At 70.4% G+C, this 23,256-nt stretch carries 22 protein-coding genes and 2 tRNA genes; 7 read left to right on the top strand and 17 right to left on the bottom strand.

Annotated elements, in window-relative coordinates:
- Window positions 1-210: 210 nt before the first annotated feature.
- A tRNA-Gln gene (locus BUB57_RS01135) sits at window positions 211-285 on the bottom strand.
- A gap of 120 nt (window positions 286-405) precedes the next feature.
- Here BUB57_RS01135 and BUB57_RS01130 point away from each other — a divergent pair.
- Window positions 406-1,608, top strand: a complete 1,203-nt coding sequence (locus BUB57_RS01130; protein WP_073060664.1) for a BaiN/RdsA family NAD(P)/FAD-dependent oxidoreductase — start codon at window positions 406-408, stop codon at window positions 1,606-1,608.
- 81 nt (window positions 1,609-1,689) lie between these two features.
- On the opposite strand, the gene kdsA is transcribed toward BUB57_RS01130, so the two are convergent.
- From kdsA to BUB57_RS01115, 3 genes are read right to left on the bottom strand one after another with little or no spacing between them, the layout of a single operon-like run.
- Window positions 1,690-2,544: a 3-deoxy-8-phosphooctulonate synthase gene (kdsA, locus tag BUB57_RS01125; protein ID WP_234951941.1), complete on the bottom strand. Its 855-nt coding sequence runs from the start codon at window positions 2,542-2,544 to the stop codon at window positions 1,690-1,692.
- On the bottom strand, window positions 2,541-4,376 hold the full coding sequence (locus tag BUB57_RS01120; protein ID WP_073060661.1) for a KpsE/RkpR family capsule polysaccharide export protein: 1,836 nt from the start codon (window positions 4,374-4,376) through the stop codon (window positions 2,541-2,543). Before BUB57_RS01120 ends, kdsA begins: the two co-directional genes overlap by 4 nt.
- The gene (locus tag BUB57_RS01115; protein WP_073060658.1) at window positions 4,360-5,013 is read right to left on the bottom strand and encodes an ABC transporter ATP-binding protein; all 654 of its coding nucleotides are present in this window, start codon (window positions 5,011-5,013) and stop codon (window positions 4,360-4,362) included. The genes BUB57_RS01120 and BUB57_RS01115 overlap by 17 nt, the downstream gene beginning before the upstream one ends.
- 175 nt (window positions 5,014-5,188) lie before the next feature.
- On the opposite strand from BUB57_RS01115, the gene BUB57_RS01110 reads away from it, so the two are divergent.
- A complete protein-coding gene (locus BUB57_RS01110) occupies window positions 5,189-5,827 on the top strand; it encodes a uracil-DNA glycosylase family protein (protein WP_084731894.1) in 639 nt (212 codons plus the stop codon).
- Entirely contained in the window at window positions 5,824-6,639 is an 816-nt protein-coding gene (locus BUB57_RS01105; protein ID WP_073060655.1) for an SseB family protein, read from the top strand. The genes BUB57_RS01110 and BUB57_RS01105 overlap by 4 nt, the downstream gene beginning before the upstream one ends.
- 489 nt (window positions 6,640-7,128) lie before the next feature.
- Here BUB57_RS01105 and BUB57_RS01100 read toward each other — a convergent pair whose 3' ends face one another.
- The 10 genes from BUB57_RS01100 to rlmB all read right to left on the bottom strand — a co-directional run bounded on the left by BUB57_RS01100 (window position 7,129) and on the right by rlmB (window position 17,919).
- Window positions 7,129-8,049, bottom strand: coding sequence for a 2-hydroxyacid dehydrogenase (locus tag BUB57_RS01100; protein WP_073060652.1), 921 nt, complete (start codon window positions 8,047-8,049; stop codon window positions 7,129-7,131).
- The gene (gene rodA / locus BUB57_RS01095) at window positions 8,049-9,191 is read right to left on the bottom strand and encodes a rod shape-determining protein RodA (protein ID WP_073060649.1); all 1,143 of its coding nucleotides are present in this window, start codon (window positions 9,189-9,191) and stop codon (window positions 8,049-8,051) included. Before rodA ends, BUB57_RS01100 begins: the two co-directional genes overlap by 1 nt.
- Before the next feature lie 46 nt (window positions 9,192-9,237).
- Window positions 9,238-11,184, bottom strand: coding sequence for a penicillin-binding protein 2 (gene mrdA, locus BUB57_RS01090; RefSeq protein WP_073060645.1), 1,947 nt, complete (start codon window positions 11,182-11,184; stop codon window positions 9,238-9,240).
- Window positions 11,185-11,222: 38 nt separating this feature from the next.
- On the bottom strand, window positions 11,223-11,768 hold the full coding sequence (locus BUB57_RS01085) for a hypothetical protein (protein ID WP_073060640.1): 546 nt from the start codon (window positions 11,766-11,768) through the stop codon (window positions 11,223-11,225).
- Between the two features lie 3 nt (window positions 11,769-11,771).
- Complete coding sequence (gene mreC, locus BUB57_RS01080) at window positions 11,772-12,692, bottom strand: rod shape-determining protein MreC (protein WP_073060638.1); 921 nt, start codon at window positions 12,690-12,692, stop codon at window positions 11,772-11,774.
- A 10-nt stretch (window positions 12,693-12,702) separates the two neighbouring features.
- Entirely contained in the window at window positions 12,703-13,737 is a 1,035-nt protein-coding gene (locus tag BUB57_RS01075; RefSeq protein ID WP_073060635.1) for a rod shape-determining protein, read from the bottom strand.
- 218 nt (window positions 13,738-13,955) lie between these two features.
- Window positions 13,956-15,563 (bottom strand): 2-isopropylmalate synthase, encoded by a 1,608-nt coding sequence (locus tag BUB57_RS01070; protein ID WP_073060633.1) that lies wholly within the window; start codon window positions 15,561-15,563, stop codon window positions 13,956-13,958.
- Between the two features lie 285 nt (window positions 15,564-15,848).
- A complete protein-coding gene (locus BUB57_RS01065; protein WP_073060631.1) occupies window positions 15,849-16,283 on the bottom strand; it encodes a CoA-binding protein in 435 nt (144 codons plus the stop codon).
- A gap of 204 nt (window positions 16,284-16,487) precedes the next feature.
- Complete coding sequence (locus BUB57_RS01060; protein WP_143159557.1) at window positions 16,488-17,000, bottom strand: YHS domain-containing (seleno)protein; 513 nt, start codon at window positions 16,998-17,000, stop codon at window positions 16,488-16,490.
- A 109-nt stretch (window positions 17,001-17,109) separates the two neighbouring features.
- Complete coding sequence (gene rlmB, locus BUB57_RS01055; RefSeq protein ID WP_073060629.1) at window positions 17,110-17,919, bottom strand: 23S rRNA (guanosine(2251)-2'-O)-methyltransferase RlmB; 810 nt, start codon at window positions 17,917-17,919, stop codon at window positions 17,110-17,112.
- A 119-nt stretch (window positions 17,920-18,038) separates the two neighbouring features.
- Here rlmB and BUB57_RS01050 point away from each other — a divergent pair.
- From BUB57_RS01050 to hisH, 4 genes are all read left to right on the top strand, one after another.
- Window positions 18,039-18,122 (top strand) — tRNA-Tyr (locus tag BUB57_RS01050).
- 122 nt (window positions 18,123-18,244) lie between these two features.
- Entirely contained in the window at window positions 18,245-19,276 is a 1,032-nt protein-coding gene (locus BUB57_RS01045) for a hypothetical protein (protein WP_073060627.1), read from the top strand.
- Window positions 19,277-19,407: 131 nt separating this feature from the next.
- Window positions 19,408-20,019, top strand: coding sequence for an imidazoleglycerol-phosphate dehydratase HisB (hisB, locus tag BUB57_RS01040; protein WP_073060624.1), 612 nt, complete (start codon window positions 19,408-19,410; stop codon window positions 20,017-20,019).
- A gap of 3 nt (window positions 20,020-20,022) precedes the next feature.
- Window positions 20,023-20,658: an imidazole glycerol phosphate synthase subunit HisH gene (hisH, locus tag BUB57_RS01035; protein ID WP_073060620.1), complete on the top strand. Its 636-nt coding sequence runs from the start codon at window positions 20,023-20,025 to the stop codon at window positions 20,656-20,658.
- 150 nt (window positions 20,659-20,808) lie between these two features.
- Here hisH and BUB57_RS01030 read toward each other — a convergent pair whose 3' ends face one another.
- From BUB57_RS01030 to hisD, 3 genes are all read right to left on the bottom strand, one after another.
- Window positions 20,809-21,339 carry an arsenate-mycothiol transferase ArsC gene (locus tag BUB57_RS01030; protein WP_073060616.1) on the bottom strand — a complete coding sequence of 177 codons (531 nt, stop codon included), beginning with the start codon at window positions 21,337-21,339 and terminating at the stop codon, window positions 20,809-20,811.
- Between the two features lie 5 nt (window positions 21,340-21,344).
- The gene (locus BUB57_RS01025) at window positions 21,345-21,827 is read right to left on the bottom strand and encodes a UPF0262 family protein (protein WP_073060613.1); all 483 of its coding nucleotides are present in this window, start codon (window positions 21,825-21,827) and stop codon (window positions 21,345-21,347) included.
- An 82-nt stretch (window positions 21,828-21,909) separates the two neighbouring features.
- Window positions 21,910-23,217, bottom strand: a complete 1,308-nt coding sequence (hisD, locus tag BUB57_RS01020) for a histidinol dehydrogenase (RefSeq protein ID WP_073060610.1) — start codon at window positions 23,215-23,217, stop codon at window positions 21,910-21,912.
- Window positions 23,218-23,256: the final 39 nt, after the last annotated feature.

The raw sequence follows: 23,256 nt of genomic DNA, 5'->3' as shown, positions 1-23,256 counted from the left end.
ATATCCCCTGTAAATTCCCTGTAACTGGTCGGAAACAGGGAAACTGGCCTCGAAACCGCACGACAAAAAACGCCCGCTGAGACGCGGGCGCAAAAATCGCAAAAACAGGGAAGAGAAGTCAGTCTCAGATAGGGTACGAGCACCGCAAACGACCGAAAACGCGGGATTATCCGCGGTCAGTCAGTGTGAGATGAATGTCAGGAAAACGACTGGCTGGGGCGGTAGGATTCGAACCTACGGTGCGCGGTACCAAAAACCGGTGCCTTACCACTTGGCTACGCCCCAGCAGTGCGGCGCTATCTAGCCAAGGGGCCGGGGGGGTGCAAGAGGGTTCGGGCAAAAACTTGTGCGATCGCGGCGGTGGGGTTAACGCGCATCCGGCAGGCGCAAGGAACGGGGCAGGGCATGGAGCGGGCGGATGTGGTCATCCTCGGCGCGGGGGGCGCCGGGCTGTTCTGTGCGGGCAGCCTGGCCGGGCGCGGGCTGCGGGTGGTGGTGCTGGACCATGCGCGCGCGCCGGGCGAAAAGATCCGCATCTCGGGTGGGGGGCGGTGCAATTTCACCAATCTCGGCACCACGCACGAAACCTTCCTGTCGCAGGTGCCGCGGTTCTGCGCCTCGGCGCTGGCCGGGTTCCGGCCCGAGGATTTCGTGGCGCTGGTCGACCGCGCCGGCATCGCCTGGCACGAAAAGACGCAAGGGCAGCTGTTCTGCGACGGGCGCGCCAACCAGATCGTGCAGATGCTGGTTGACCGCATGGGCGGGGCCGCGCTGCGGCTGGGGGTGGCAGTCACAGGGGTGACGCCGGGCGCAGACGGGTTGCGGGTGGAGACCTCGGCAGGGCCGCTGCTGGCCGCGCATGTGGTGGTGGCGACCGGGGGCAAGTCGATCCCCAAGATGGGCGCGACCGGCATCGGCTATGACATTGCCCACGCGACCGGCCACCGCGTCACCGATACAAGGCCGGGGCTGGTGCCGCTGACCTTCGCCGAACAGGACCTCGGCCTGTCCGCGCCGCTGTCGGGGATCGGGATCGAGGCGCGGGCGGCGCTGCCCAAGGCCGCCGGCCGCCGCGCCATCGCCTTTCAGGACCGGCTGCTGTTCACCCACCGCGGCCTCTCGGGCCCGGTGATCCTGCAGATTTCCAGCTACTGGCGGCCGGGGGAGCCGCTGGCGCTGGATCTCGCCCCCGGCCACGACATCGCGGCGCTGCTGAAACAGGCGCGGGCCGAGGGGGGGCGGGCGCAGACTGCCACGCTGCTGGCGCGCCTGCTGCCGGACCGGCTCGCTGGCGCCGTCGCGGCGGAACTGGGCATGACCGGCGCGCCGCTGGCCGCGCAGTCCGACGCGCGGCTGGAGGCGCTTTCCCGCCGCATCCACGATTGGCGCATCCGCCCCGTCGGGACCGAGGGCTACCGCACCGCCGAGGTCACCGTCGGCGGCGTCGACTGCCGCGATCTCGATGCGCGCAGCCTGCGCTCGCGCCACGTGCCGGGGCTGTATTTCGTGGGCGAGGTGGTGGACGTGACCGGCTGGCTCGGCGGCTACAATTTCCAATGGGCCTGGGCCTCGGGCCACGCCGCCGCGCAGGCGATCCTGGCCAGCTAGGCGCGCTGCTTCTTTCGGGCCCAAATACCCTGGGGGGAGCCGGCCCCGGCCGGCGGGGGGCAACGCCCCCCTTTCAGACGACTACACCCGCAGCGGGTCCGCCTTGGCCAGCGCGTCGAACCGCATCAGGCTGGCGATCAGCGCCGGCATCTGGTCCAGCGGCACCATGTTCGGCCCGTCCGAGGGCGCGCGGTCGGGGTCCTCATGCGTTTCGATGAAGACGCCGGCGATGCCCAGCGACACCGCGGCCCGTGCCATCACCGGCGCGAATTCGCGCTGCCCGCCCGAGGACCCGCCCTGTCCGCCCGGCTGCTGCACCGAATGGGTGGCGTCCATGATCACCGGCCAGCCGGTCCGCGCCATGATCGGCAGCGACCGCATGTCCGCCACCAGCGTGTTGTAGCCGAAGCTGACCCCGCGTTCGGTCAGCAGGATGCGGTCGCTGCCGGTCGAGGCCACCTTGTCGGCCACGTTCGCCATGTCCCAGGGGGCCAGGAACTGCCCCTTCTTGATGTTCACCACAGCGCCGGAACGCCCCGCCGCCAGCAGCAGGTCGGTCTGCCGCGACAGGAAGGCGGGGATCTGGATGATGTCCACCACCTCGGCCGCGCGCAGCGCCTGCGCTTCGTCATGCACGTCGGTCAGCACCGGGCAGCCGATGCGCTCGCGCACCGTCGCCAGCATCGCCAGCCCCTCGTCGATGCCGATGCCGCGGCGGCCGGACAGAGAGGTGCGGTTGGCCTTGTCGTAGCTGGCCTTGAACACGAACCCCGCGCCGGCCTCGGCGCAGGCGCGCGCCAGCGGTTCCGCGATCGACAGCGCGTGGTCCAGGGTTTCCAGCTGGCAGGGCCCGGCGATCACCGCCAGCGGCAGGTCGTTGCCGAAGGTCACGTTGCCCACGGCGACGCGGGCCTGCGCCACTTGCGCGGCGGTCACGACGACACCTGTTCGCGCAGGATCGAAACGGTCAGCGACAGCATCAGATATATTCCCCCAAAGATCAGAAAGGCGACCAGCGTGTTCTGGAACGCCTTGGGATAGGTTGCCTCGTCCGGCGGGACCGGAGGCATCGAGAGCGACAGATAGCGCACCTGCTTGTTGGCTTCGACCCTTGCCGCCTCCATCTGCTGGGCGGCGCTGGCCAGCAGCTGCTGGCGGGTCGCCAGGTCGCTTTCGGCGATGCGCAGCTGCCCGGTGATCGCGGCCAACGAGCCGCGGGCGGTGGAATCGGTGGTCAACTGGGCGCGGGTCTCGGCGATCATCTGTTCCAGGCGGCTGATATCGCCCTGAACGCCCAGGACCCGGCTCTGGTTCGGGCGCAGGTTCGATTGCAGCTGCCCTAGCTCCAGCCGCTTGTCGGCCAGCTGCGATTCCAGCGCGCTGATCCGCCCCATCACCGCGCCGCTTTCCGCCGCCGGGTCCAGCACGCCCAGCTGCTCCTGCAGCTCCTGGATGCGGGCCTGCGATTCCAGCACCTTGCGTTCGGCGTCGGCGTAATTCTCCATCGCGCCCTTCATCTGGTCGTCGCGCAGCCGCGCGCTCATCTGGTCGACCTGCCCCTCGGCATAGGAAATCAGCGCCAGCGAGAACTGTTCCGACAGCGCCGGGTCGGGGGCGATCACCTCCATGTTGATGACGCCCTCGGTCGGGTCGTAGCCGATCTTCACCGAGCGTTCATAAAGCCCGTAGGCCTGTTCGTTCGTCGCATCCGGGGGCAGGCGCAGCAGCGCATCCACCGCCGGGTCCTGAAAGGCGCGGGTAAACCCCAGGTCGTTGTCCAGCCGCAGCATCGCCGCGCGCGAGGTCAGGTAGCTTTGCACCGACACGCTGTCGGGGTTGGTGGCCATGGGCGAGGCGCTCAGCAGCCCGCCGCCCTCTCCGGAAAATCCGCCGTCGGCCTGCTGGATCAGGAACTGCGAATGGGTGGCGTAAAGCGGCGTCGCCTGGGTGTGGTAATACCAGCCCGCGATCAGCGTCGGCAGCCCGACGAAGAACGCCAGCCGCAGCAGCAGGAACCCCGGCCGCTTGCGGCGGCGCCGGGCGATGTCGCGCTGGATGCGATAGATCTCGGCGGCGCGGCGTTCCTCGGTCAGCGCCTCGCGCGAGGGCAGGCCGGGGTGGCCGTCGCCGGGGGCGGGCAGGGGCTCGATCTCGCGCCGGCGGGTGCGGGTGGGCAGGCCGGGGCTGGGAAGGGGCACCGGCGCCTGGGGCGAGGGTGCGGCCCCCGCCCTGTCGCCCGCCTCGGACAGGATGCGCCCCAGCGCGCTGCGGTGGAAGGGGTCGATGCCGCGCTGGCGCAGCCGCAGCACCGCCTCGTATTCGGACGTGGCCTCGATCTGGTGCATGGCGGCGATGCGCATGGCCATGCGCAGCTGGCGCGAGGTCAGGTTCTCGGCCCGGATCGCGGCCAGCGCCTGGGCCTGCGCGTCGGCGGTGTCCGGCGCGTCCAGCGGCACCCCCTCTGCCTCGGCCTGCGCCGGGCCGCGGTCGGCATTGGCAGGGTCGGGCAGGGCGTCGGGGTCCGCGGCCGCGGCAGGCTCGGCGCCCGGAAAGCGGCGGTCGCCGAAACCGTCGTCGGCCGCATCAAAGGGCCCGGCGGCTGCGGCGGCGCCCCGGCGCAGCTCGACCCGGACCGCGGGCTGCGGCGCGGCGGCTTCGGCCGCGGTCTCGGCCGGGGCGGCACCGCCCCAGGCGGCGCTGCGCGCGGCGGCGACGGGGGATTCGGAGGCGCTCAGGTGAAAGCGGCGGACCTTAGGAGGTGTAATCATAATACTGCTTCGCCTCATCCAGGCTGTCGAACATGTAAAGCCGCCCGTCGCGCAACACGCCCGCGCGACGGCAAAAACGTTCCAGGGTGGCCGGCTGGTGCGACACCACCACCACGGTCGAGGTCTTCAGCCGGTCGTAAAGCACGCTGCCGGCCTTGCGGTTGAACTCGACATCCGTGGTCGAGGGCATCCCCTCGTCGATCAGGTAGATGTCGAACTCCAGCGCCAGCAGCAGCGCGAAGGTCAGCCGCGAGCGCATCCCCGAGCTGTAGACCCCGACCGGCTGGTCGAAATATTCGTCGATGTCGCACAGCCAGCGGCAAAAGGCCGACACGTAATCCGGGTCCAGCCCGTAGATGCGCGCGATGTAGCGCGAGTTCTCGTTCCCCGACAGCCGCGGGATCACCCCGCCCATGAAGCCCAGCGGAAAGGACACCCGGCAGGTGGCGCGGATATGGCCCTCGTCGGGCTTTTCCAGCCCGCACATCATGTTGATGATGGTGGTCTTGCCGGTGCCGTTCGGGGCCAGGATGCCCAGCGATTCCCCAAGCTCGACCCGGAAGGACGCCTGGTCGAGGATGACCTTGCGCTGGGTGCCGGTCCAGAAGGACTTCGAGACATTGTCGAATTCCAGCATGGTCGCAGTGGGTATCCCGCCTAGGCCCGCAATCGGCAAGGGTTCGTGCGGCCGACAGATCGCCCGCGTTGCGGCGCCGAACATAGGCGCGCACCGCGGTTCTGTCCATTGCGCCGCGACGTATCCAGAGAATGCAATCTGTTATGGCGAACCCGGCGTAACTATGTGAGGGGGCATGAGCGACGATTCCCAGCGATTTCCCGCCCGCCCAGGCGCCGATCCGGCCGCCGGCCTGCCCGAGCTGCCGGTCGCGGCCGAGCTGCGCGCCTGCCGCCTTTGCGTCCAGCGTTTCGCCGCCACCGCGACCGCCCACGAACCCCGCCCGGTGGTGTGGTTCGCCCGCGGCGCGCGGGTGCTGGTGGCCAGCCAGGCGCCGGGGATGCGGGTGCACCAGTCGGGGCGGCCGTTCACCGACGCCTCGGGGCAGCGGCTGCGCGACTGGATGGGGGTGGACGAGGCGACGTTTTACGACCGCTCGCGGGTGGCGATCGTGCCGATGGGATTCTGCTTTCCCGGCTATGATGCCAAGGGCGCCGACCTGCCGCCGCCGCCGATCTGCGCCCGGACCTGGCGGGCGCGGATCATGCACGATCTCGACCCGCAGGTGACGCTGCTGATCGGCGGCCACGCGATCCGCTGGCATCTGGGGCTGCGCGACGTGACCGCGGCGGTGGCGGGCTGGCGCGACCATGCGCCCCGGGTGTTCCCCTTGCCTCATCCCTCGTGGCGCAATACCGCTTGGCTGAAACGCAACCCGTGGTTTCAGGCCGAGCTGGTCCCGGAACTGCGCAAGACGCTTGCCGAGGTGCTGTGACCCCGCCCGATCCCGCCCCCGATTCCGCCCCCGACTCAGACCGCACCGAACTCGACCGGCTTTGCGCTGCGGTGCCGTTCCACGACGCCGACCCGGTGCAGCGCGCGGCGGTGCTGCGGCGGCTGGCCGACACCGAACTGCACGTCGCCCTGACGGCGGACCCGGTGGGCGACCGCGCCGATCTGCGCATGTTCGAGCTGCCGGGCGGCGAGGTCGCGCTGGCCTCGGACGACGCGGCGGCGCTGGCGGGGTTCCTGGGCGGGCCGGTCGCGCATCTGTCGCTGCCCGGGCGGGTGCTGACGCGCGAACTGGCGCAGGCCGGGCGCGGGCTGCTGGTCAACCCCGGCCGCCCGTCCGAGATGCTGCTGGACGCCGCCGCGCTGTCCTGGCTGATCGCCGCGCTGGCCGAGGCGCCCCCGGCCGCCGAGGTGATCCCGCGCCGCCTCTCCGCCCCCTCGCCGCAAGCCGTCGCGGTGCTGGCCGAGCCGCTGGCCACGCGGCTTTCCGACATGGCCGGCATGGTCGCGGGCGCGGCACTGGTGGGGGTGGAGTGGCAGGACGGCCGGCAGGGCCACCTGATCGCCGTGATGGGCGCCGCCCCCGAAGCCGCCGGCGACGACGCCAGCCGCCGCGCCGTCGCCAAGGCCCTGTCCGAACTGGTGGCCTTCCTCCCCCCGCTCGAAGGCGGCGTCGACATCACCTTCCAGCCGCTGCCGCTGCCCCCTGGCGCCGTGCGGATCGAGGCCACCGCCCCACCCGCCCCGCCCCCCGCCAAGCGCCGCGACCCGGACGCCCCGCCCCGCCTGCGCTGAACCTGTCCCACGGATGGGCTGTGCGGGTCCAACACGGGGTTGCGCGACGGCCATTCTGCCGGGACCGACGTGGTGCCTGCGTTCTGGCATCCTCGCGCCGGGGCCGAGATGGCCTCTCTCTGGAGAGCGGAGTGCCGGGAACTGCGGATATTCCTCGGCAACAGGACCCGCCAGCGCAATCCTGCCCGCTTCGTCCTTGCTCGAATATTCCGGGGCTAGTGAGCACCCGGAACAGGAGACGGATCAGAGAACGGCTGGATGGTTCGGTGACTGTTTTCGGCGGACAAGGCTGCAGCAGCGTCCTGCAACGCAAGGCAGCGTCCTCTGCAACGCCTCTCTGAGTCTCCTCGCGCGGTCGAGCAGATGCAGCAGCGGCCGTGGCCCAAGCGGTTGTTGTTCAACCCGGCCAGCAGCGCGTCGTCGTCCAGCACCGTGCGGCCGGGGTTCAGCGGCAGCGCCCCGCCGCCCCGGACAGCGCCGCCGCCTCCCTCAATACCCCCGCGCGGGGTCGACCAGATGCAGCAGCGGCCGGCCGTCCATGGCGCGGCGCAGGTTTTCTGCGGCGACGGGGGCGGCCGAGGCGGGGCGGGTCTCGGCGGCGATATGCGGGGTCACGGTCACGCGCTGGTGGCGCCAGAACGGGTGTGCGGGCGGCAGCGGTTCGATGCGGAACACGTCCAGCACCGCGTGGCCCAGCCGGTTGCTGTTCAGCTCGGCCAGCAGCGCGTCGTCGTCCAGCACCGTGCCGCGGCCGGGGTTCAGCAGTACCGCCCCGCGCGGTAGCAGCGCCAGCCGCCGCGCGTCCAGCAGCCCGCGGGTCTGCGGCGTGTCGGGCAGCAGCGAGATCAGCACCTCGGCCCGGGCCAGCGCCTCGGGCAGCGCCGCGGCGCCCAGCACCCGTACCCCCGGCACCGGTTTGCCCGAGGCCGACCAGCCGGTCACGTCGAAGCCCACGCCGCGCAGCATCGCGGCCACCGCCCGGCCCAGTTCGCCCATGCCCAGGATCGTCACCTTGCGCGCGCAGGCCAGTGGCGGCACCACCGAGTTGCGCCAGATCCCGTCCTGCGGATAGCGGTCCATCCCCAGGTGAAAGCGCATGGTCCAGCCCAGGCACCATTCCGCCATCCCCTGCGCCAGCCCGGGATCGACCATCCGGCACAGCGGCTGGGTCAGCGTGGGGTTGCCGACGATCCGCTCGACCCCGGCCCACAGGCTCTGCACCAGCCGGGCGCGGGTAAAGGGGCTGAAATCCATCTCGCGCCCCGCGGCGGGATAGCCGGGCGCATAGATCACCGCGTCGAAACTGGCGGGGTCGCCGTCGCGGCACAGCTCCATCTCGGGGCAGGCGGCGCGCAGGGCGGGGGCCCAGCGGTCCCACATGGCGGCAGGCGCGGCAAAGAACACCCGCATCAGCGCGGCCTGTTCACATGCGCGGATTGCACGATGCCGAACGCCATCAGCAGGATCATCAGCTGCGTCCCCCCATAGCTGACCAGCGGCAGCGGTGCGCCCACCACCGGCATCAGCCCCATCACCATCCCCATGTTCACCGCGAAATACAGGAAGAACGTCCCCGCGATGCCCAGCGTCAGCAAGCTGGCGAAACGGTCGCGGTTGGTCAACGCCGAATACAGGCAGAACGCCAGGATCAGCGTGTAAAGCGACAGCAGCGTGATCGAGCCGACAAAGCCGAACTCTTCAGCCAACGAGGTGAAGATGAAGTCGGTATGCTTCTCGGGCAGAAAGTTCAGCCGGCTTTGCGTGCCCTGCATGAAGCCGCGCCCCGACCAGCCGCCCGAGCCCAGGGCGATCTGCGCCTGGGTGATGTTGTAGCCCGCGCCCAGCGGGTCGCTGCCGGGGTCCAGAAAGGTGTCGATGCGGCGGTACTGGTAGTCGTGGATCAGCTGCCAGTCGGTGCCGCGGCTTTTCAGCACCGCGAACACCAGCCCGGCCCCGCCGCCGATCACCGCCGCGAAATACCACAGGCTGACGCCGGCCGCGAACATCATCAGCCCGCCGCCCGCCACCAGCATGACCGAGGTGCCCAGGTCGGGCTGCGCCAGCACCAGCCCGGTCGGGATCAGGATCAGCAGCACCGGGATCAGCACCCACAGCGGCCGCGACACCCGGTTCAGGTCCAGCCAGTCGTAATAGGCGGCCAGCACCAGCACCAGCGCGATCTTGGTGATCTCCGAGGGCTGCAGCTTGACCGGCCCCACGTCCAGCCAGCGCTGCGCCCCCATAGCGTGGTGGCCGAACACGTCCACCGCCACCAGCAGCAGCACGCAGACCACATAGGCCGCGACCGAGATCGAGCGCCAGAACCACACCGGCACGAAGGCCAGCGCGATCATCGCCACCATGCCGACGGCGAACCGCTCCATCTGCGGCTCGGCCCAGACTTCGGCCCGGCCGCCGGCGATGGAATACAGCATCAGGAACCCGGTCGCCGCGACCGCGACCAGCAGGAACACCAGCGGCCAGCTGAGATACAGGATCTTGCGCCAGCCGATCGGGGTCTGTTCGGATTTGTAGTCGAGATAGCCGCTCATCGTACCGCCCGTTCCGCACCTGCCCGGATGCCGCCGCCCGCCGCCGTCATGCCCGCGCCCGCCCGTTGGCCTGCGGGGCGGGGGGCGGGGTCAGGTTCATCCGCGCCCGCATCTCCTCGATGCCGCCGCGCTGGCCCGGCGGATAGGCGTCCAGCGGCGGCAGCCCGCCGGCCAGCGCGAACAGCAGGATGTCGCGGCCGATGGGGGCGGCCACCGAGCCGCCGCCGCCGCCATGCTCGACCACCACCGACACCGCATAGCGCGGCGCGTCCACCGGAGCGTAGCAGACGAACAGCGCATGGTCGCGGCGATTCCACGGCAGCTGGTCGTTGCTGATCACCCCGCGGGCGCGTTCGGCCGCGGTGATGTTGCGCACCTGGCTGGTGCCGGTCTTGCCCGCCATGCGCCATTCCGGCGTCAGGATGCGCGAGCGCAGGGCGGTGCCGTGATTGCCGTTCATCACCGCGTCCATCCCGGCGCGGGCGATGCGCAGATGCGCCTCGTTCAGGCCCAGCTCGGGGAACGCCGTTTCCGGCACCGCCACGCCGTTCACCGCCCGCACCAGCCGCGGCGCGATCTCGCGCCCGGTGGCCACCCGCGCGGTCATCACCGCCAGCTGCAGGGGCGAGGCCAGCACGTAGCCTTGTCCGATCGAGGCGTTGATGCTGTCGCCCACCTGCCATTCCTGGTCGTGGCGGGCGCGTTTCCAGGCGCGGTCGGGGGCGATGCCCTCGGCGATCGCCGACATCGGCAGGTCATGGCGCACGCCGATCCCCAGGCGGCGGGCCATCTCGGCCATACGGTCGGCGCCGACCTTCTGCGCCAGCTCATAATAATACACGTCGCAGGACCGCTCGAGGCTGGCCACCGCGGTCACCGAGCCGTGGCCGCCCCTGCTCCAGCAGTGGAAGCGGCGGCCGGCGACGGTGACGTGGCCGGGGCAGTAGAACCGCGTGCCCGCATCGATTAGCCCGGAATCGAGCCCGGCCAGCAGCGGCACCATCTTGAAGGTCGAGCCGGGCGGATACACCCCCTGCACGGTCTTGTCGGCCAGCGGCCGGTGGTCGTGTTCCATCAGCGCGCGGTAATCCGGCCCGGAAATCCCCCGCACGAACAGGTTCGGATCGAAGGTCGGGGCCGAGGCGCTGGCCAGGATGTCGCCGTTCTGCACGTCGATCACCACGGCGGCGGCGCTTTCCTCGCCCAGCCGCTGCACGGCAAAGTTCTGCAGGGCCGCGTCGATGGTGATCTGCACGGTGTCGCCCTGCTGGCCCTCGACCCGTTCCAGCTCGCGCATCTCGCGCCCGGCGCTGTTGACCTCGACCCGGCGGGTGCCGGCCTTGCCGCGCAGGCGTTCCTCCAGCCGCGCCTCGACCCCCAGCTTGCCCAGCTGGAACTCGGGCAGCATCAGCACCGGGTCGGGGTCCTCGATCCGCGACAGGTCATAGTCCGAGACCGGGCCGACATAGCCCAGCACATGGGCGAAATCGCCGCGGCGCGGATAGCTGCGCGACAGGCCCGATTCGGGGGTGACGCCGGGCAGCGCCGGCGCGTTCACCGCGATCGAGGCGAATTGTTCCCAGCTCAGCCGGTCGGCCACCACCACCGGGGTGATGGCGCTGCGCTTGCCGATCTCGGTCAGCACCGCCTCGACCGCGGTGTCGGTCATCGGGATCAGCTGGCGCAGGCGGGCCAGCACCAGCTCGGGGTCGCCGGCCTCTTCGCGGGTGATGGTGGCGCGATAGTTCGCCTCGTTCCCCGCCAGCAGCACGCCGTTGCGGTCGTGGATCAGCCCGCGCGCCGGCGGCAGCAGCCGCAGCTTGATCGAGTTGCCGTCCGAGAGCATGCGGAACTCGTCGGCGCGGTCCAGCTGCATGGTCTTGAGCCGCCAGCCCAGCGTCGCCACCACCGCCGCCTGAATGGCACCCAGCATCAGCGCGCGACGGTTGATCGCGCGGTTGCTGTCGGTGATGTCGCGGGCGGATTTCTTCATCGCGTCAGAGTTGCCGTTCGGGTTTCAGCGTGCGGGTTTCAGCGTTCTGGCCAGTTCAGTTCCAGGGGCGAGGGGCGGCGCAGCCCCAGCGGATGCAGCACCGCCACCACCAGCGGATAGGCGCCGACGGTGGCGATCAGGCGCAGGATATCCTGCCCCAGCGGCGGCAGCGGCGCCAGTGTCGGCGGGATCAGGAACAGCGTGCGCAGCGTCCGCTCGGCCAGCACCATCAGCGCCATCAGCGCCGCCGCGCGCAGCCACTCGACGATGAACCCCTGCGTGCGGCCGCGATGGGCACTGCGGCGCAGGGTCTCGGCCGCGACCACGGTGATCGCGGCGCCCAGCCCCGGCGGGCGGAACAGCAGGATATCGGCCAGCAGCGCCACCGCGCCGATGGTCGGCGCCGGCACCTGCGCCGGGCGGCGCACCACCCAGGCCAGCGTCATCGCGGTCAGCAGGTCGGGGCCGGGCACCCCGATCCGCCCCGGCGCCAGGGGCAGCAGCGCCGCGACGATCAGCGCCAGCGCCAGCGCCACATACAGCGACTGGCCGGCAAGCTGGCGCTGACGGGCGGGGGACAGCACCGCTCACTCCGCCTGCGCGCCGGCGGCGGTGTCGGCGGGCTGCGACGGCAGCACCGGGCCGATGAAGCCCGGCGGCGGCGGGCGGATCAGCAGCCCGCTGTCGGCGATCTGTTCGGCCGGGTGGCTGCGCAGCACGCGCAGAAACTCGAGCCGCCCGTAATCGGCCGCCAGCCGCACCCGCATCCGGCGGTCCGAGGTCTGCACCGCCTGCCCGACCAGCAGCCCCGGCGGGAACAGCCCGCCGTCGCCGGATGTGATCACACGGTCGCCGGGCCGCACGTTTTCCGGGCTTTCCATGAAATCCAGATAGGGCAGGGCGGTGTTGTCGCCGGTCAGCAGCGCCTTTTGCCCCGAGGGCTGGATCGTCACCGGCAGCCGCGACGACGGATCGGTCAGCAGCATCACCCGGCTGGTGGTCTCGCCCACGCCCGAGATGCGCCCGACCAGCCCCAGCCCGTCCATGGTGGCCCAGCCGTCCAGGATCCCGTCGCGCGCGCCGCGGTTCAGCAGCACCGACTGGCGGAACGCGGTGCCGCTGTCGGTCAGCACCACCCCCGAGACGCTGGTCAGCGCCGGGTCCAGCCGGACGTTGTTCTGCGCCAGCAGCTTGGCGTTTTCCTGTTCCAGCTGCACCGCGGCCTCTTTCCAGGCGCTCATCCGCTGCAATTCGCGGCGCAGCTCCTGGTTCTGGGCGTAAAGCCGCTGATAGGACTGAAAGCCGGAAATCATCCGGCTGGCCGCGGTCACCGGCGCCATCGCCCAGTCCAGCGAGGGCACGAAACGGTCGACAAAGGCTGCGCGCATCCGTTCCGCCCGCGGGCTGTCGATGCGCCAGAACACGAACACCGCCAGCAGCGACAGCACCAGCAGCGCCACCAGCACCCGCCGGACCGGAGTCGCATAGTCATAGCTGCGGCGCGCCATTCAGGCCGCCTCAGCTGTCGTAGTCGATGACGTGGCGCAGCTGTTTTTCGTATTCCAGCGCCTTGCCGGTGCCCAGGGCGACGCAGTTCATGGGCTGGTCGGCCAGGCTGATCATCAGACCGGTCTGCTCGCGCAGCGCCAGGTCCATCTCGCCCAGCATGGCGCCGCCGCCCGACAGCATCACGCCGCGGTCCACGATGTCGGCGGCCAGATCCGGGGGCGTCGCCTCAAGCGCGATCATCACCGCCTCGCAGATCTGCTGCACGGGCTCGGCCAGCGCCTCGGCGACCATGGCCTGGGTGATCTCGACCTCTTTCGGGACCCCGTTCAGAAGGTCGCGGCCGCGCACCTGCATGGTGGCGCCGCGGCCGTCGTCGGGCATCCGCGCGGTGCCGATCGAGGTCTTGACGCGTTCCGCCGTCTGGTCGCCGATCAGCAGGTTATGGTGGCGGCGCAGATAGTTGACGATGGCCTCGTCCATGCGGTCGCCGCCGACGCGGACGCTGCGGGCATAGACCACATCGCCCAGCGACAGCACCGCAACCTCGGTGGTGCCGCCGCCGATGTCGACGACCATGCTACCGGTCGGCTCGGTGATCGGCATCCCCGCGCCGATGGCGGCGGCGATCGGTTCGGCGATCAGCCCGGCCTTGCGGGCGCCCGCCGACAGCACCGACTGCCGGATCGCGCGCATTTCCACCGGGGTGGCGCCGTGCGGCACGCAGACGATGACTTTCGGCTTGGAAAACGAGGTGCGCTTGAACACTTTCTTCATGAAGTGCTTGATCATCACCTCGGCGCTGTCGAAATCGGCGATGACCCCTTCGCGCATCGGGCGGATCGCCTCGATCGAGCCGGGGGTGCGGCCCAGCATCAGCTTGGCGTCCTCGCCCACGGCCAGCACCTGTTTCTTGCCGTCCTTGACGTGATAGGCCACGACCGAGGGCTCGTTCAGGATCACGCCCTTGCCCTTGACGTAGATCAGCGTGTTCGCGGTGCCCAGGTCGATCGCGATATCGGTCGAGAAAAGACCGAAGAATGCCATGTCAAATCCCTTCCGTGCCTGCCCGACACCGCTTGTGATTATGCCCGGCAGCCCTGCCGGCCGGGCCGATTGCGGCTGCGCCCCCATATAGGCCCGGCACCCCTTGGGGAAAAGCCGATTCTGCGGCCGCGGCACGGGGGGCAGGCCCGCGGACGGGCGATCTTTCGCCGATGGGCGGCAGGAAAAAGGGACGCCACCGCGGGCGCCCCTTTCCGGTCCTAGACCGTGTACATGCTGATCGCCCTGGTATCGGCGTCGGGCGCGGTGCGTTCGCGGCGCACCTTCAGCCGGTTCAGCGCGCCCACATAGGCCTTGGCGCTGGCGAGGATGGTGTCCACGTCCGACGCCTGCCCGGTGGCGATGCGCCCGTCCTCTTCCATCCGCACGCTGACGGTGGCCTGCGCGTCGGTGCCCTCGGTCACGGCATGGACCTGATAGAGCTGCAGCGTGGCGTGGTGCTCGAACATCGCATCGACCGCGTTGAAGGTCGCGTCCACCGGGCCGTCGCCCTGCGCGGTTTCGGTCCGTTCGGCGTCGCCCACCACCATGGTCAGCGTGGCCATTGCCGGCTCGCCGCCACCGCAGACCACCCGCAGCTTCTTCACCTGCAGATAGTCGCTGTCGGTGTTGGCGGCGCTGTCCTGCATCAGCGCGACCAGATCGTCGTCGTAGATTTCCTTCTTGCGGTCGGCGAGTTCCTTGAACCGCACGAAGATATCCTTGAGCTGGTTGTCCCCCACCTCATAACCCAGATCGGCCAGCTTGGCGCGCAGCGCGGCGCGACCGGAATGCTTGCCCATGGCGATATTGGCCTCGTTCAGGCCGATGTCGGCGGGGCGCATGATCTCGAAGGTCTCGACGTTCTTCAGCACCCCGTCCTGGTGGATGCCGGATTCGTGCAGGAAGGCGTTCTTGCCGACGATGGCCTTGTTGAACTGCACCGGGAAGCCCGAGACCTGGCTGACCCGACGGGAAATCCCGATGATCTTTTTCGTGTCGATGCCGGTGGTCCAGGGCATGATGTCGTGGCGCACCTTCAGCGCCATCACCACCTCTTCCAGCGCGGCGTTGCCGGCACGCTCGCCCAGGCCGTTGATGGTGCATTCGATCTGGCGGGCGCCCGCCTCGACCGCGGCAAGGCTGTTGGCGGTCGCCATGCCCAGGTCGTTGTGGCAGTGGGTGGAAAACACCACCTTGTCGGCGCCCGGCACCCGCTCGATCAGCATGCGGATCAGCGCCGCCGATTCGCGGGGCGCGGTGTAGCCCACGGTGTCGGGGATGTTGATGGTCGAGGCCCCGGCCTTGATGGCGATTTCCACCACCCGGCACAGATAGTCATGTTCGGTCCGGGTCGCGTCCATCGCCGACCACTGCACGTTGTCGCACAGGTTGCGGGCGTGGGTGACGGTCTGGTGGATGCGGTCCGCCATCTGGTCCATGTCCAGATTCGGAATCGCCCGGTGCAGCGGCGAGGTGCCGATGAAGGTGTGGATGCGCGGGCGGCGGGCGTGTTTCACCGCTTCCCAGCAGCGGTCGATGTCGGGGATCTGGGCGCGGGCGAGGCCGCAGATCACCGCGTTCTGCGCCTGTTTCGCGATCTCGGTCACGGCGGCGAAATCGCCCTCGGAGGCGATGGGGAAGCCGGCCTCGATGATGTCCACGCCCATCTCGTCGAGCATCTGGGCGATTTCCAGCTTTTCGGCGTGGGACATGGTGGCGCCGGGGGATTGTTCCCCGTCGCGCAGCGTGGTGTCGAAGATCAGCACCCGGTCGGGATCGCTGAGCGGGCCGGGGGTGGTGGTTGCGCTGGCGGTTGCTGTGGTCATGTCGCGTCTCTTGTGGCTGTCGCTTCTGGGGATGGCCGGGCGCTGTGCCAGACTGAGCGGCGGCCCGGCGGACCCGCTCAGCGCAGCGTAAGAAGCAGCAGACCGCGGAGATTCACGACAGCGCGCGCGCCCGGCTGATCGCCGGCGGCAAGCGTCGTGGCATGGTGCATGATCCGCGTCATGGGCGCGACTATACCCCGCCCGCCGCGCTTGAAAAGAGGGGCGGATGCATTTCCGCCCCGGTTTTCATCCTTTTGCCGCAGTCGTGGGACTGCTGCGGCAGGCTCAGCGGGCCGGGCCGGTGGCGCCGACACGGGGAAACTCGACCTTGGGGCAGCGGTTCTGCACCACGGTCTTGCCCGCGGCGCGGGCCTTTTCCGCCGCGCCTTCGTGCATCACCCCCATCTGCATCCAGATGGTCTTCAGCCCCGGCAGCGCCGCCAGCGCCTCGTCCACCAACTCGGGCACCGATTCGGAGCGGCGGAAGATATCCACCATGTCAACCTCGGTCCCCGCGGGGATGTCGGAAAGCGCGGCATAGGTGGTCTCGCCCAGGATGCTCTCGCCGGCGTGACCGGGGTTGATGGGGATGATTCGATAGCCCAGCTTCTGCAGATAATGCGCGACCTCGTGGCTGGGACGGTCGGGCTTGGGCGACAGCCCCACCACGGCGATGCTGCGGGTTTCCGCGGCGATGCGGGCGATATCGGGCTGGGTCATGCTGGTCTCCTCGTTGGCGGTTCAGGCATAAAAAAGCGCCCGGTCAGGGACCGGGCGCAAGTCGCGGAACGAGGGACAGTGATCTGAACAAGACCGTTCCGTGGCCCTGCTCATGATGTAAATGTGCATCACTGTCGCAAAGTTCCATGTGCAAACACGGGAATGTGAGAATATTTCCGGCCCCGCCCATTCCGCCCCCAGCCGTCACCGCGACTGTTTCTTCCACGCGCGGGCGGCAAGGTCGAGGATCGCGGGTTCGCGGCGCAGCCGTTCGCGCGCGGAAGCCGAGCCGGCCAGATAGACGGTGCCGTTCAGCACCACGAAATACTGCGGCTCGCCCGGGTGACGCTGGCCATCGGCCAGCGCGACCGGGCAGTTGCCGCCGAAACCCGGGGCATAGGCGCCGGGGTTGGCCTCGAACGCGGCGCGGTTGGCGTCGTTGGAAAACCGCCACTCGTGCCCCTTCCAGTGGGTCGAGATCGCGGCGTCGCCTCCCACCGGGCGGCCCGCGTCGCGCAGGCTGACCGGATCCATCCCGCCCAGAGCCTGCGCCAACGCCGGCCCCGACAGCAGCCCCCACAGCGCCAGCGCCGCCAGCGCCTGCCGCCCCGCCGCCGGGCGGGCCCGGAAACTGCGGGCCGGGCGGGCGGCCGAAAGACCGGCAAAAGAAACCTGTCGAATCATCGAGGCATGGGGCTGAAAGGGGGCAGCGGACATCATGCCGTCCTGTCTCGCATCACCACCGCTTTCGTGCAACGGCCGGCGGCGCAGATCGCCCCAAAGTGACCGCGCGTGCAGCCGCCCTGCCACAGCGCATTCAGCCGCTTCACGCCTGGGTCGCCGCATAGAGCGCCACCGCCGCCGCGTTCGAGACGTTCAGCGACCCGAAATCCGCCGCGAACGGGATCCGCACCACCCGGTCGCAGGTCTCGCGCGTGCGCTCGCGCAGCCCTGGCCCCTCGGCGCCCAGCACCAGGCAGATGGCGCGGCCGGGCAGCTCCGCCAGCGCCTCGGGCAGGGTGGCGTCGCCCTCGCCGTCGAGCCCCAGCACCACATAGCCCATCGCCTTGAGCTCGATCAGCGCATCGGCCAGGTTCACCACCCGCAGATAGGGCTGGCGTTCCAGCGCCCCCGAGGCGGTCTTGGCCAGCGCCCCGGTTTCCGGCGCGGCATGGCGGGCGGTGGCGACGACCGCGCGGGCGCCGAACACCTCGGCCGAGCGCAGGATCGCGCCGACGTTATGCGGATCGGTCACCCGGTCCAGCGCCACGATCAGCGGCCGCGAGCCTTCACCGCCCGTGGCGGCGACATCGGCCAGCCGGCCCCAGTCCAGCGGTCTGACCTCGACCGCGGCGCCCTGATGGACGGAGTCCGGCGCCAGCGGCACCTCGCGGTCAAAGACGCGGGCATCGACGATCTCGGGCTCCATCCCCGAGGCCGCGATGGCGTCCCCCAGCCGGTCGGCGGCGTTTTTCGTCACCACCAGCCGCAGCCGGCTGCGGGCCGGGTTGGCCAGCGCATCGCGGACCGCATGCAGGCCGAACAGCCACACGGTTTCGGCCGCGCTCGCACGGCGCGCGCGTTCCTTGTCGATCACCCATGCGGGCTTGCGGGTCTTTTTGGGCGGGACGGTCATCGGCTCTCCTGTCGCCTGCCTGATTGCGCCGGGGCGGCGCGGGGCGCAAGGGGGCGCGAGGGGCGGCGCGGGAAAGCGCTTGACCCTGCGATTGCGCAAGGATAATCACCCCGGACGTCGGGCGACGTGCTGCAAGGTGCGGCAGCGGACTGTAACTCCGCCGGGGAGACCCATGCCTGGTTCGATTCCAGGGTCGCCCACCATCCTCTCTCGCAAGATCGATGGTGTTCGCCGCACAAGCGCAGGACGGCCGAGGAGCGACGCGCTGCAAATCCTCCCTCCGACCCGGGGCCAGACGGAACGCGCGGCCCGCAAGGCGCAGCGCATGGCCGAGCGGCAGGCGCGCAGATCCGCGCACGACCCCGTCCGCCCCCCCGAGTTCGACGTCCTGATCGTCGCGCAGGGCGGCGGCATCGACCGCGAGGCGGCGATGCTTGCCGCCAGCCTGCGGCTCAATGCGCCAGGTTTCCGCGGCCGGCTGATCGTGGCGGAACCCCAGCCCGGCGGCGCTTGGGACGGCACCGACCCGCGCATCTCGCCCCCCGCGCGCGCGGCGCTGGCCGCGTTGGGGGCCGAGATCCGGCCGTTGCACGCCCGCAGCTTTGGCCGCAGCTACCCGCATGGCAACAAGATCGAGGCGCTGGCGCTGCTCGACCCCTCGCGCCCGTTCCTGTTTCTGGACAGCGACACGCTGGTCACCGGCGATCTGGACGCGGTGGCCTTCGATTTCGCCCGCCCCTCGGCCTCGATGCGGCGCGAGGGGACCTGGCCCGAGCCGCCGCCTTACCATCACGATTACGATTCGATCTGGCGCTCGCTTTACGACCGCTTCGGGCTGGACATGGACGGCTCGCTCGACCTGTCGCAGCCCGAGGGTCACTGGGAACGCTTTCTCTATTTCAACGCCGGCTGGTTCTTCGGCCCCGACGCGGCCGAGTTCCACCGCCGCTTCCACGATTGGGCGGTGGCGGTGCGCGACGACCCGGGCGAGGCGCTGGCCTGCCAGCCGCTGGACCCGTGGCTGGATCAGGTGGTGCTGCCGCTGGTGGTCCACAGCCTCGGCGGCGGCCGCCCGGGGCCGGAGCTGGCCGGGCTCGATGGCGAGATCACCTGGCACTGGCGCAACCTGCCGCTGCTTTACGCGCTCGCGCCCGATCCCGCGCTGGCGACCTTGGAAGCCATCGCCGCCCTTCCGGAAATCGCCCCTCTGCTGGCCGGCTGGGAACCGGCCGAGCGGCTGCTTGCCGGCGGCGAGGGGCGCCGCCTCATCCGCCCCCTCGGCGCCGCCCACCCACCGCGCGCCCCGGAACGCGCGCTGCGCAAGCGCCTGAAACGCGCCGGGCTGTGGCTGACCTGAGGATTCAGGCGGTCCCAAATATCCCGGGGAGGGGCCAAAGGCCCCGGGGCAGAGCCCCACCCACACCCGCGCCGTTGCGCCCGCGCCGCCATTCGCGCTAAGCGGGGCCGTTCCCAGCGAATGAGGCGCCCATGTCCGACACCGCCACCCTTTCCGCCCGCCGCGCCCGGGTCGCGCGCCAGACTGCCGAGACCGACATTCAGGCGGCGGTGGACCTGGACGGCTCGGGCCGTTCGGACAGCCAGACCGGGGTCGGGTTCTTCGACCACATGATCGACCAGCTGGCCCGGCACTCGCTGATCGACATCGAGCTGAAAGCCACCGGCGACCTGCATATCGACGACCACCACACGGTCGAGGATTGCGGCATCGCGCTGGGGCAGGCGCTGGCCCGGGCGCTGGGGGACAAGCGCGGCATCCGCCGCTATGGCAGCTTCCACCTGGCGATGGACGACGCGCAGGTCCGCGCGGTGCTGGACCTGTCCGGGCGGCCGTTCCTGGTCTGGAACGTGCCGTTCCCGGCGCAGAAGATCGGCAGCTTCGACACCGAGCTGGTGCGCGAGTTCTTCCAGGCGCTGTCCACCCATGGCGGCATCACCCTGCATGTCGACCTGATCCACGGCTTCAACGCCCATCACATCGCCGAGGCGGCCTTCAAGGCGGTGGCGCGGGCGCTGCGCGAGGCGGTCGAGCCCGACCCGCGCATCGGCGACGCCCTGCCCTCGACCAAGGGGGCGCTCTAGCCGATGCGGGTGGCGCTGATCGACTATGGCAGCGGCAACCTGCATTCGGCGGCCAAGGCGGTGGCGCTGGCCGGGCGCGACTGGGACGCCAGCGTCGCGGTGACCGCCGACCCTGCCGAGGTCGCGGGCGCCGACCGCATCGTGCTGCCGGGGGACGGGGCGTTTCCCGCCTGCCGCGCGGCCTTCGACGCGGTGCCGGGGATGGCCGAGGCGCTGGAGGACGCGGTGATCCGCCGCGGCGTGCCGTTCCTGGGCATCTGCGTGGGCATGCAGATGCTGGCCGACGAGGGGCTGGAATACCGCCCCACCCCCGGCTTCGGCTGGATCCATGGCCGGGTCGAGCGCATCGCCCCCGCCGACCCGGCGCTGAAGGTGCCGCATATGGGCTGGAACGAGCTGCGGGTTCACCGGCCGCACCCGGTGCTGGCGGGGGTGGCGCAGGGGGCGCACGCCTATTTCGTCCATAGCTGGCAGTTCAACGTCGCGCGGGCGGAAGATCTGGTGGCCTCGGTCGATCACGGCGGGCCGGTCACGGCAGTGGTGGCGCGCGACAATATCGTCGGGTTGCAGTTCCACCCCGAGAAATCCGGGGCGCTGGGGCTGCGGATCCTGCGCAATTTCCTGGGCTGGGCGGGATAAAGAGGGGGCTTTGCCGCCGGCCTGCGGCCACTGCCGTGGCCTTGCTTGCTGAGAACAGTCCACCGGACTGTTTTCCGGGCGCTCGCAAGCCCCCAGAATACTTCTGGACAGCAGATGGGACGCACCGAGGATCGGGCGCCGCCCGGCGCGTCACGGGTGGGGAAGCTGGTCCTGCGGCAGGGCGCGGCGCACGGTCTCGATGCCGTCGGGCTCGGTCGGGGGGCCGAAGCGGTCGAGCATCCGGCGCAGGATCTGGTTGCGCGACTGCCGGTAGAGCGCCAGCTTTTCCGCCCGCACCTCGGTCAGCCCGGCCGGGTCCATGATCGGCCAGTATTCCACCTCCAGGTGGTAATGCCGGGTCAGCTCCAGCGCCTGGTGCTTGCTGGCCGGCGACAGCGCCACCACCAGATCGAACTGGCCCAGGTCGTCGCCCCAGTCGCGCATCTCGTCGAAGCTGCGGGCGCGGTGGCGCGACAGCTCGATCCCCAGCTCGTGGCAGACGGCGATGGTGAAGCCGTCGATTTCCATGTCGCTGTGCACGCCCGCCGACTGCACATAGGCGCTGCGCCCGTAAAGCTTCTTCATCAGCCCCTCGGCCATGGGCGAGCGGATGGCGTTGTGATCGCAGCAGAACAGCACCGACCCGGGAAAGCCGGCCGGAATCCCCTTGCCGGGCAGCATCGAGGTCAGTCCGACACCAGCGCGCAGATCAGGGTGAAAAGCCGGCGCGAGGTGTCGATGTCGATCTCGGCCTTGCCTTCCAGCCGTTCCTGCAACGTCCTTGCGCCCTCGTTGTGGATGCCGCGCCGCGCCATGTCGATCGCCTCGATCTGGGCGGGGGGCAGGCGCTTCACTGCATCGAAATAGCTTTGACAGATCTGGAAGTAGTCCTTGACCACCTGCCGGAACGGTCCCATCGACAGGTGGAACTCGGCCACCCGCTCGCCCAGTTCGGAACTGAGGTCGAACACCAGCCGCCGGTCGCGCACCGCCAGTTGCAGCGCATAGGGGCCGGAGGGCGCGTCCTGGCCGGCGCGGCCGGGCAGGGTCAGGCTGTTGTCCTCGAGCAGGTCGAAGATGGCGACGCGACGCTCCTGCTCCATCTCGGGGGTGGCCGGGGGCAGGGCGGAATCGTCGATCTCGACCCGGACAAGGCGATCGGTGGACATCTCGGCTGTTCCTGTTCTGGCCGGCACGGGCCGGCGCCGCCACGATTCCCGCAAGCGGGCAAGGTTTCAAGCGCGAAAACCGTCAGCTGCCGCGGTTGAGCGTTTCCAGCCGCGCCTCGATCGAGCGGGCATGGGCCGACAGCCCCTCGGACAGCGCCAGCCGCACTGCGGCCGGGCCGATGGCGGAAAGCGCGCCGGGCGACAGCTGCGAGACGGTGCTGCGCTTGACGAAATCCATCACCGACAGCCCCGACGAAAACCGCGCCGAGCGCGCCGTGGGCAGCACGTGGTTGGGTCCCGAGACGTAATCCCCCGCGGCCTCGGGCGTCCAGGCGCCCAGGAAGATCGCGCCGGCGTGGCGGACTTGGGCGGCCAGCGCCTGCGGGTCGTCCACGCACAGCTCCAGATGTTCGGGCGCGATGCGGTCGGACAGCGCCGCGGCCTCGGAAAGGTCGCGGGTCAGGATGATGGTGCCGTGGTCGCGCCAGCTGGCGCCGGCGATTGCGGCGCGGGGCAGGGTGGGCAGGATGCGTTCGACCGCCGCGGCCACCGCCTGCGCCAGCGCCTGGTCCGGGGTGATCAGGATCGCCTGCGCGTCGGCGTCGTGTTCGGCCTGCGCCAGCAGGTCCAGCGCCAGCCAGTCGGGGTTCTGCGCGCCTGCGGCGATGATCAGCACCTCGGAGGGGCCGGCGATGCTGTCGATGCCGACGCGGCCGAACACCTGCCGCTTGGCCGCCGCCACATAGGCGTTGCCGGGGCCGGTGATCTTGTCCACCGGCCGGATGGATTCGGTGCCGTAGGCCAGCGCCGCGATGGCCTGCGCGCCGCCGATGCGCCAGATCTCGTCCACCCCGGCGATGCGGCAGGCCAGTAGCACCAGCGGATTGATCTCGCCCCCCGGGGTCGGCACGCAGACCGCCAGCCGTTCCACCCCGGCCGCGCGGGCCGGGATCGCATTCATCAGCACCGACGAGGGATAGCTCGCCTGTCCGCCCGGCACATACAGCCCCGCGGCCGAAACCGGGGTCCAGCGCCAGCCCAGCGTGGCGCCGGTCTCGTCGGTCCATTCTGCGTCCTGCGGCAGCTGGCGGTCGTGATAGGCGCGGATGCGGGCGGCGGCGAGTTCCAGCGCGGCGCGGTCCTCTGCCGGGACCTGCGCGCAGGCGGCGTCGATGTCCGCGGCGGAAAACCTCAGCCCGTCGGCGGAAAGGTCGTTACGGTCGAAACGGTTGGTCAGTTCCACCAGCGCCGCGTCGCCGCGGGCGCGGACATCGGCGATGATCGCGGCCACCGCCTGCCCGACATCGGCGGCATCCTCGCGCTTGGCGGACAGCATCGCGGCAAAGCCGCGCTCGAAATCCGGGTCGGCGGTGTTCAGCGTGACGGGCATGGCGCGGCTTTCCGAAAACTGGGCGGTTGGGCGCTGTTA

This window comes from Paracoccus solventivorans (assembly GCF_900142875.1).
Classification (GTDB): domain Bacteria; phylum Pseudomonadota; class Alphaproteobacteria; order Rhodobacterales; family Rhodobacteraceae; genus Paracoccus; species Paracoccus solventivorans.
The sequence above is the reverse complement of the archived record's forward strand: the minus strand, read 5'-3'. Positions and strand labels throughout refer to the sequence as shown.

What these genes read in the sequence shown, in the direction of transcription:
- BUB57_RS01130 (WP_073060664.1), top strand. Translation starts at nt 406, where the DNA reads ATGGAGCGGGCGGATGTGGTCATCCTCGGCGCGGGGGGCGCCGGGCTG.
- BUB57_RS01120 (WP_073060661.1), bottom strand. Translation starts at nt 4,376, where the DNA reads ATGATTACACCTCCTAAGGTCCGCCGCTTTCACCTGAGCGCCTCCGAA.
- BUB57_RS01115 (WP_073060658.1), bottom strand. Translation starts at nt 5,013, where the DNA reads ATGCTGGAATTCGACAATGTCTCGAAGTCCTTCTGGACCGGCACCCAG.
- BUB57_RS01110 (WP_084731894.1), top strand. Translation starts at nt 5,189, where the DNA reads ATGAGCGACGATTCCCAGCGATTTCCCGCCCGCCCAGGCGCCGATCCG.
- BUB57_RS01100 (WP_073060652.1), bottom strand. Translation starts at nt 8,049, where the DNA reads ATGCGGGTGTTCTTTGCCGCGCCTGCCGCCATGTGGGACCGCTGGGCC.
- rodA (WP_073060649.1), bottom strand. Translation starts at nt 9,191, where the DNA reads ATGAGCGGCTATCTCGACTACAAATCCGAACAGACCCCGATCGGCTGG.
- mrdA (WP_073060645.1), bottom strand. Translation starts at nt 11,184, where the DNA reads ATGAAGAAATCCGCCCGCGACATCACCGACAGCAACCGCGCGATCAAC.
- mreC (WP_073060638.1), bottom strand. Translation starts at nt 12,692, where the DNA reads ATGGCGCGCCGCAGCTATGACTATGCGACTCCGGTCCGGCGGGTGCTG.
- BUB57_RS01075 (WP_073060635.1), bottom strand. Translation starts at nt 13,737, where the DNA reads ATGGCATTCTTCGGTCTTTTCTCGACCGATATCGCGATCGACCTGGGC.
- BUB57_RS01070 (WP_073060633.1), bottom strand. Translation starts at nt 15,563, where the DNA reads ATGACCACAGCAACCGCCAGCGCAACCACCACCCCCGGCCCGCTCAGC.
- BUB57_RS01065 (WP_073060631.1), bottom strand. Translation starts at nt 16,283, where the DNA reads ATGACCCAGCCCGATATCGCCCGCATCGCCGCGGAAACCCGCAGCATC.
- BUB57_RS01060 (WP_143159557.1), bottom strand. Translation starts at nt 17,000, where the DNA reads ATGTCCGCTGCCCCCTTTCAGCCCCATGCCTCGATGATTCGACAGGTT.
- rlmB (WP_073060629.1), bottom strand. Translation starts at nt 17,919, where the DNA reads ATGACCGTCCCGCCCAAAAAGACCCGCAAGCCCGCATGGGTGATCGAC.
- BUB57_RS01045 (WP_073060627.1), top strand. Translation starts at nt 18,245, where the DNA reads ATGGCCGAGCGGCAGGCGCGCAGATCCGCGCACGACCCCGTCCGCCCC.
- hisB (WP_073060624.1), top strand. Translation starts at nt 19,408, where the DNA reads ATGTCCGACACCGCCACCCTTTCCGCCCGCCGCGCCCGGGTCGCGCGC.
- hisH (WP_073060620.1), top strand. Translation starts at nt 20,023, where the DNA reads ATGCGGGTGGCGCTGATCGACTATGGCAGCGGCAACCTGCATTCGGCG.
- BUB57_RS01030 (WP_073060616.1), bottom strand. Translation starts at nt 21,339, where the DNA reads ATGCTGCCCGGCAAGGGGATTCCGGCCGGCTTTCCCGGGTCGGTGCTG.
- BUB57_RS01025 (WP_073060613.1), bottom strand. Translation starts at nt 21,827, where the DNA reads ATGTCCACCGATCGCCTTGTCCGGGTCGAGATCGACGATTCCGCCCTG.
- hisD (WP_073060610.1), bottom strand. Translation starts at nt 23,217, where the DNA reads ATGCCCGTCACGCTGAACACCGCCGACCCGGATTTCGAGCGCGGCTTT.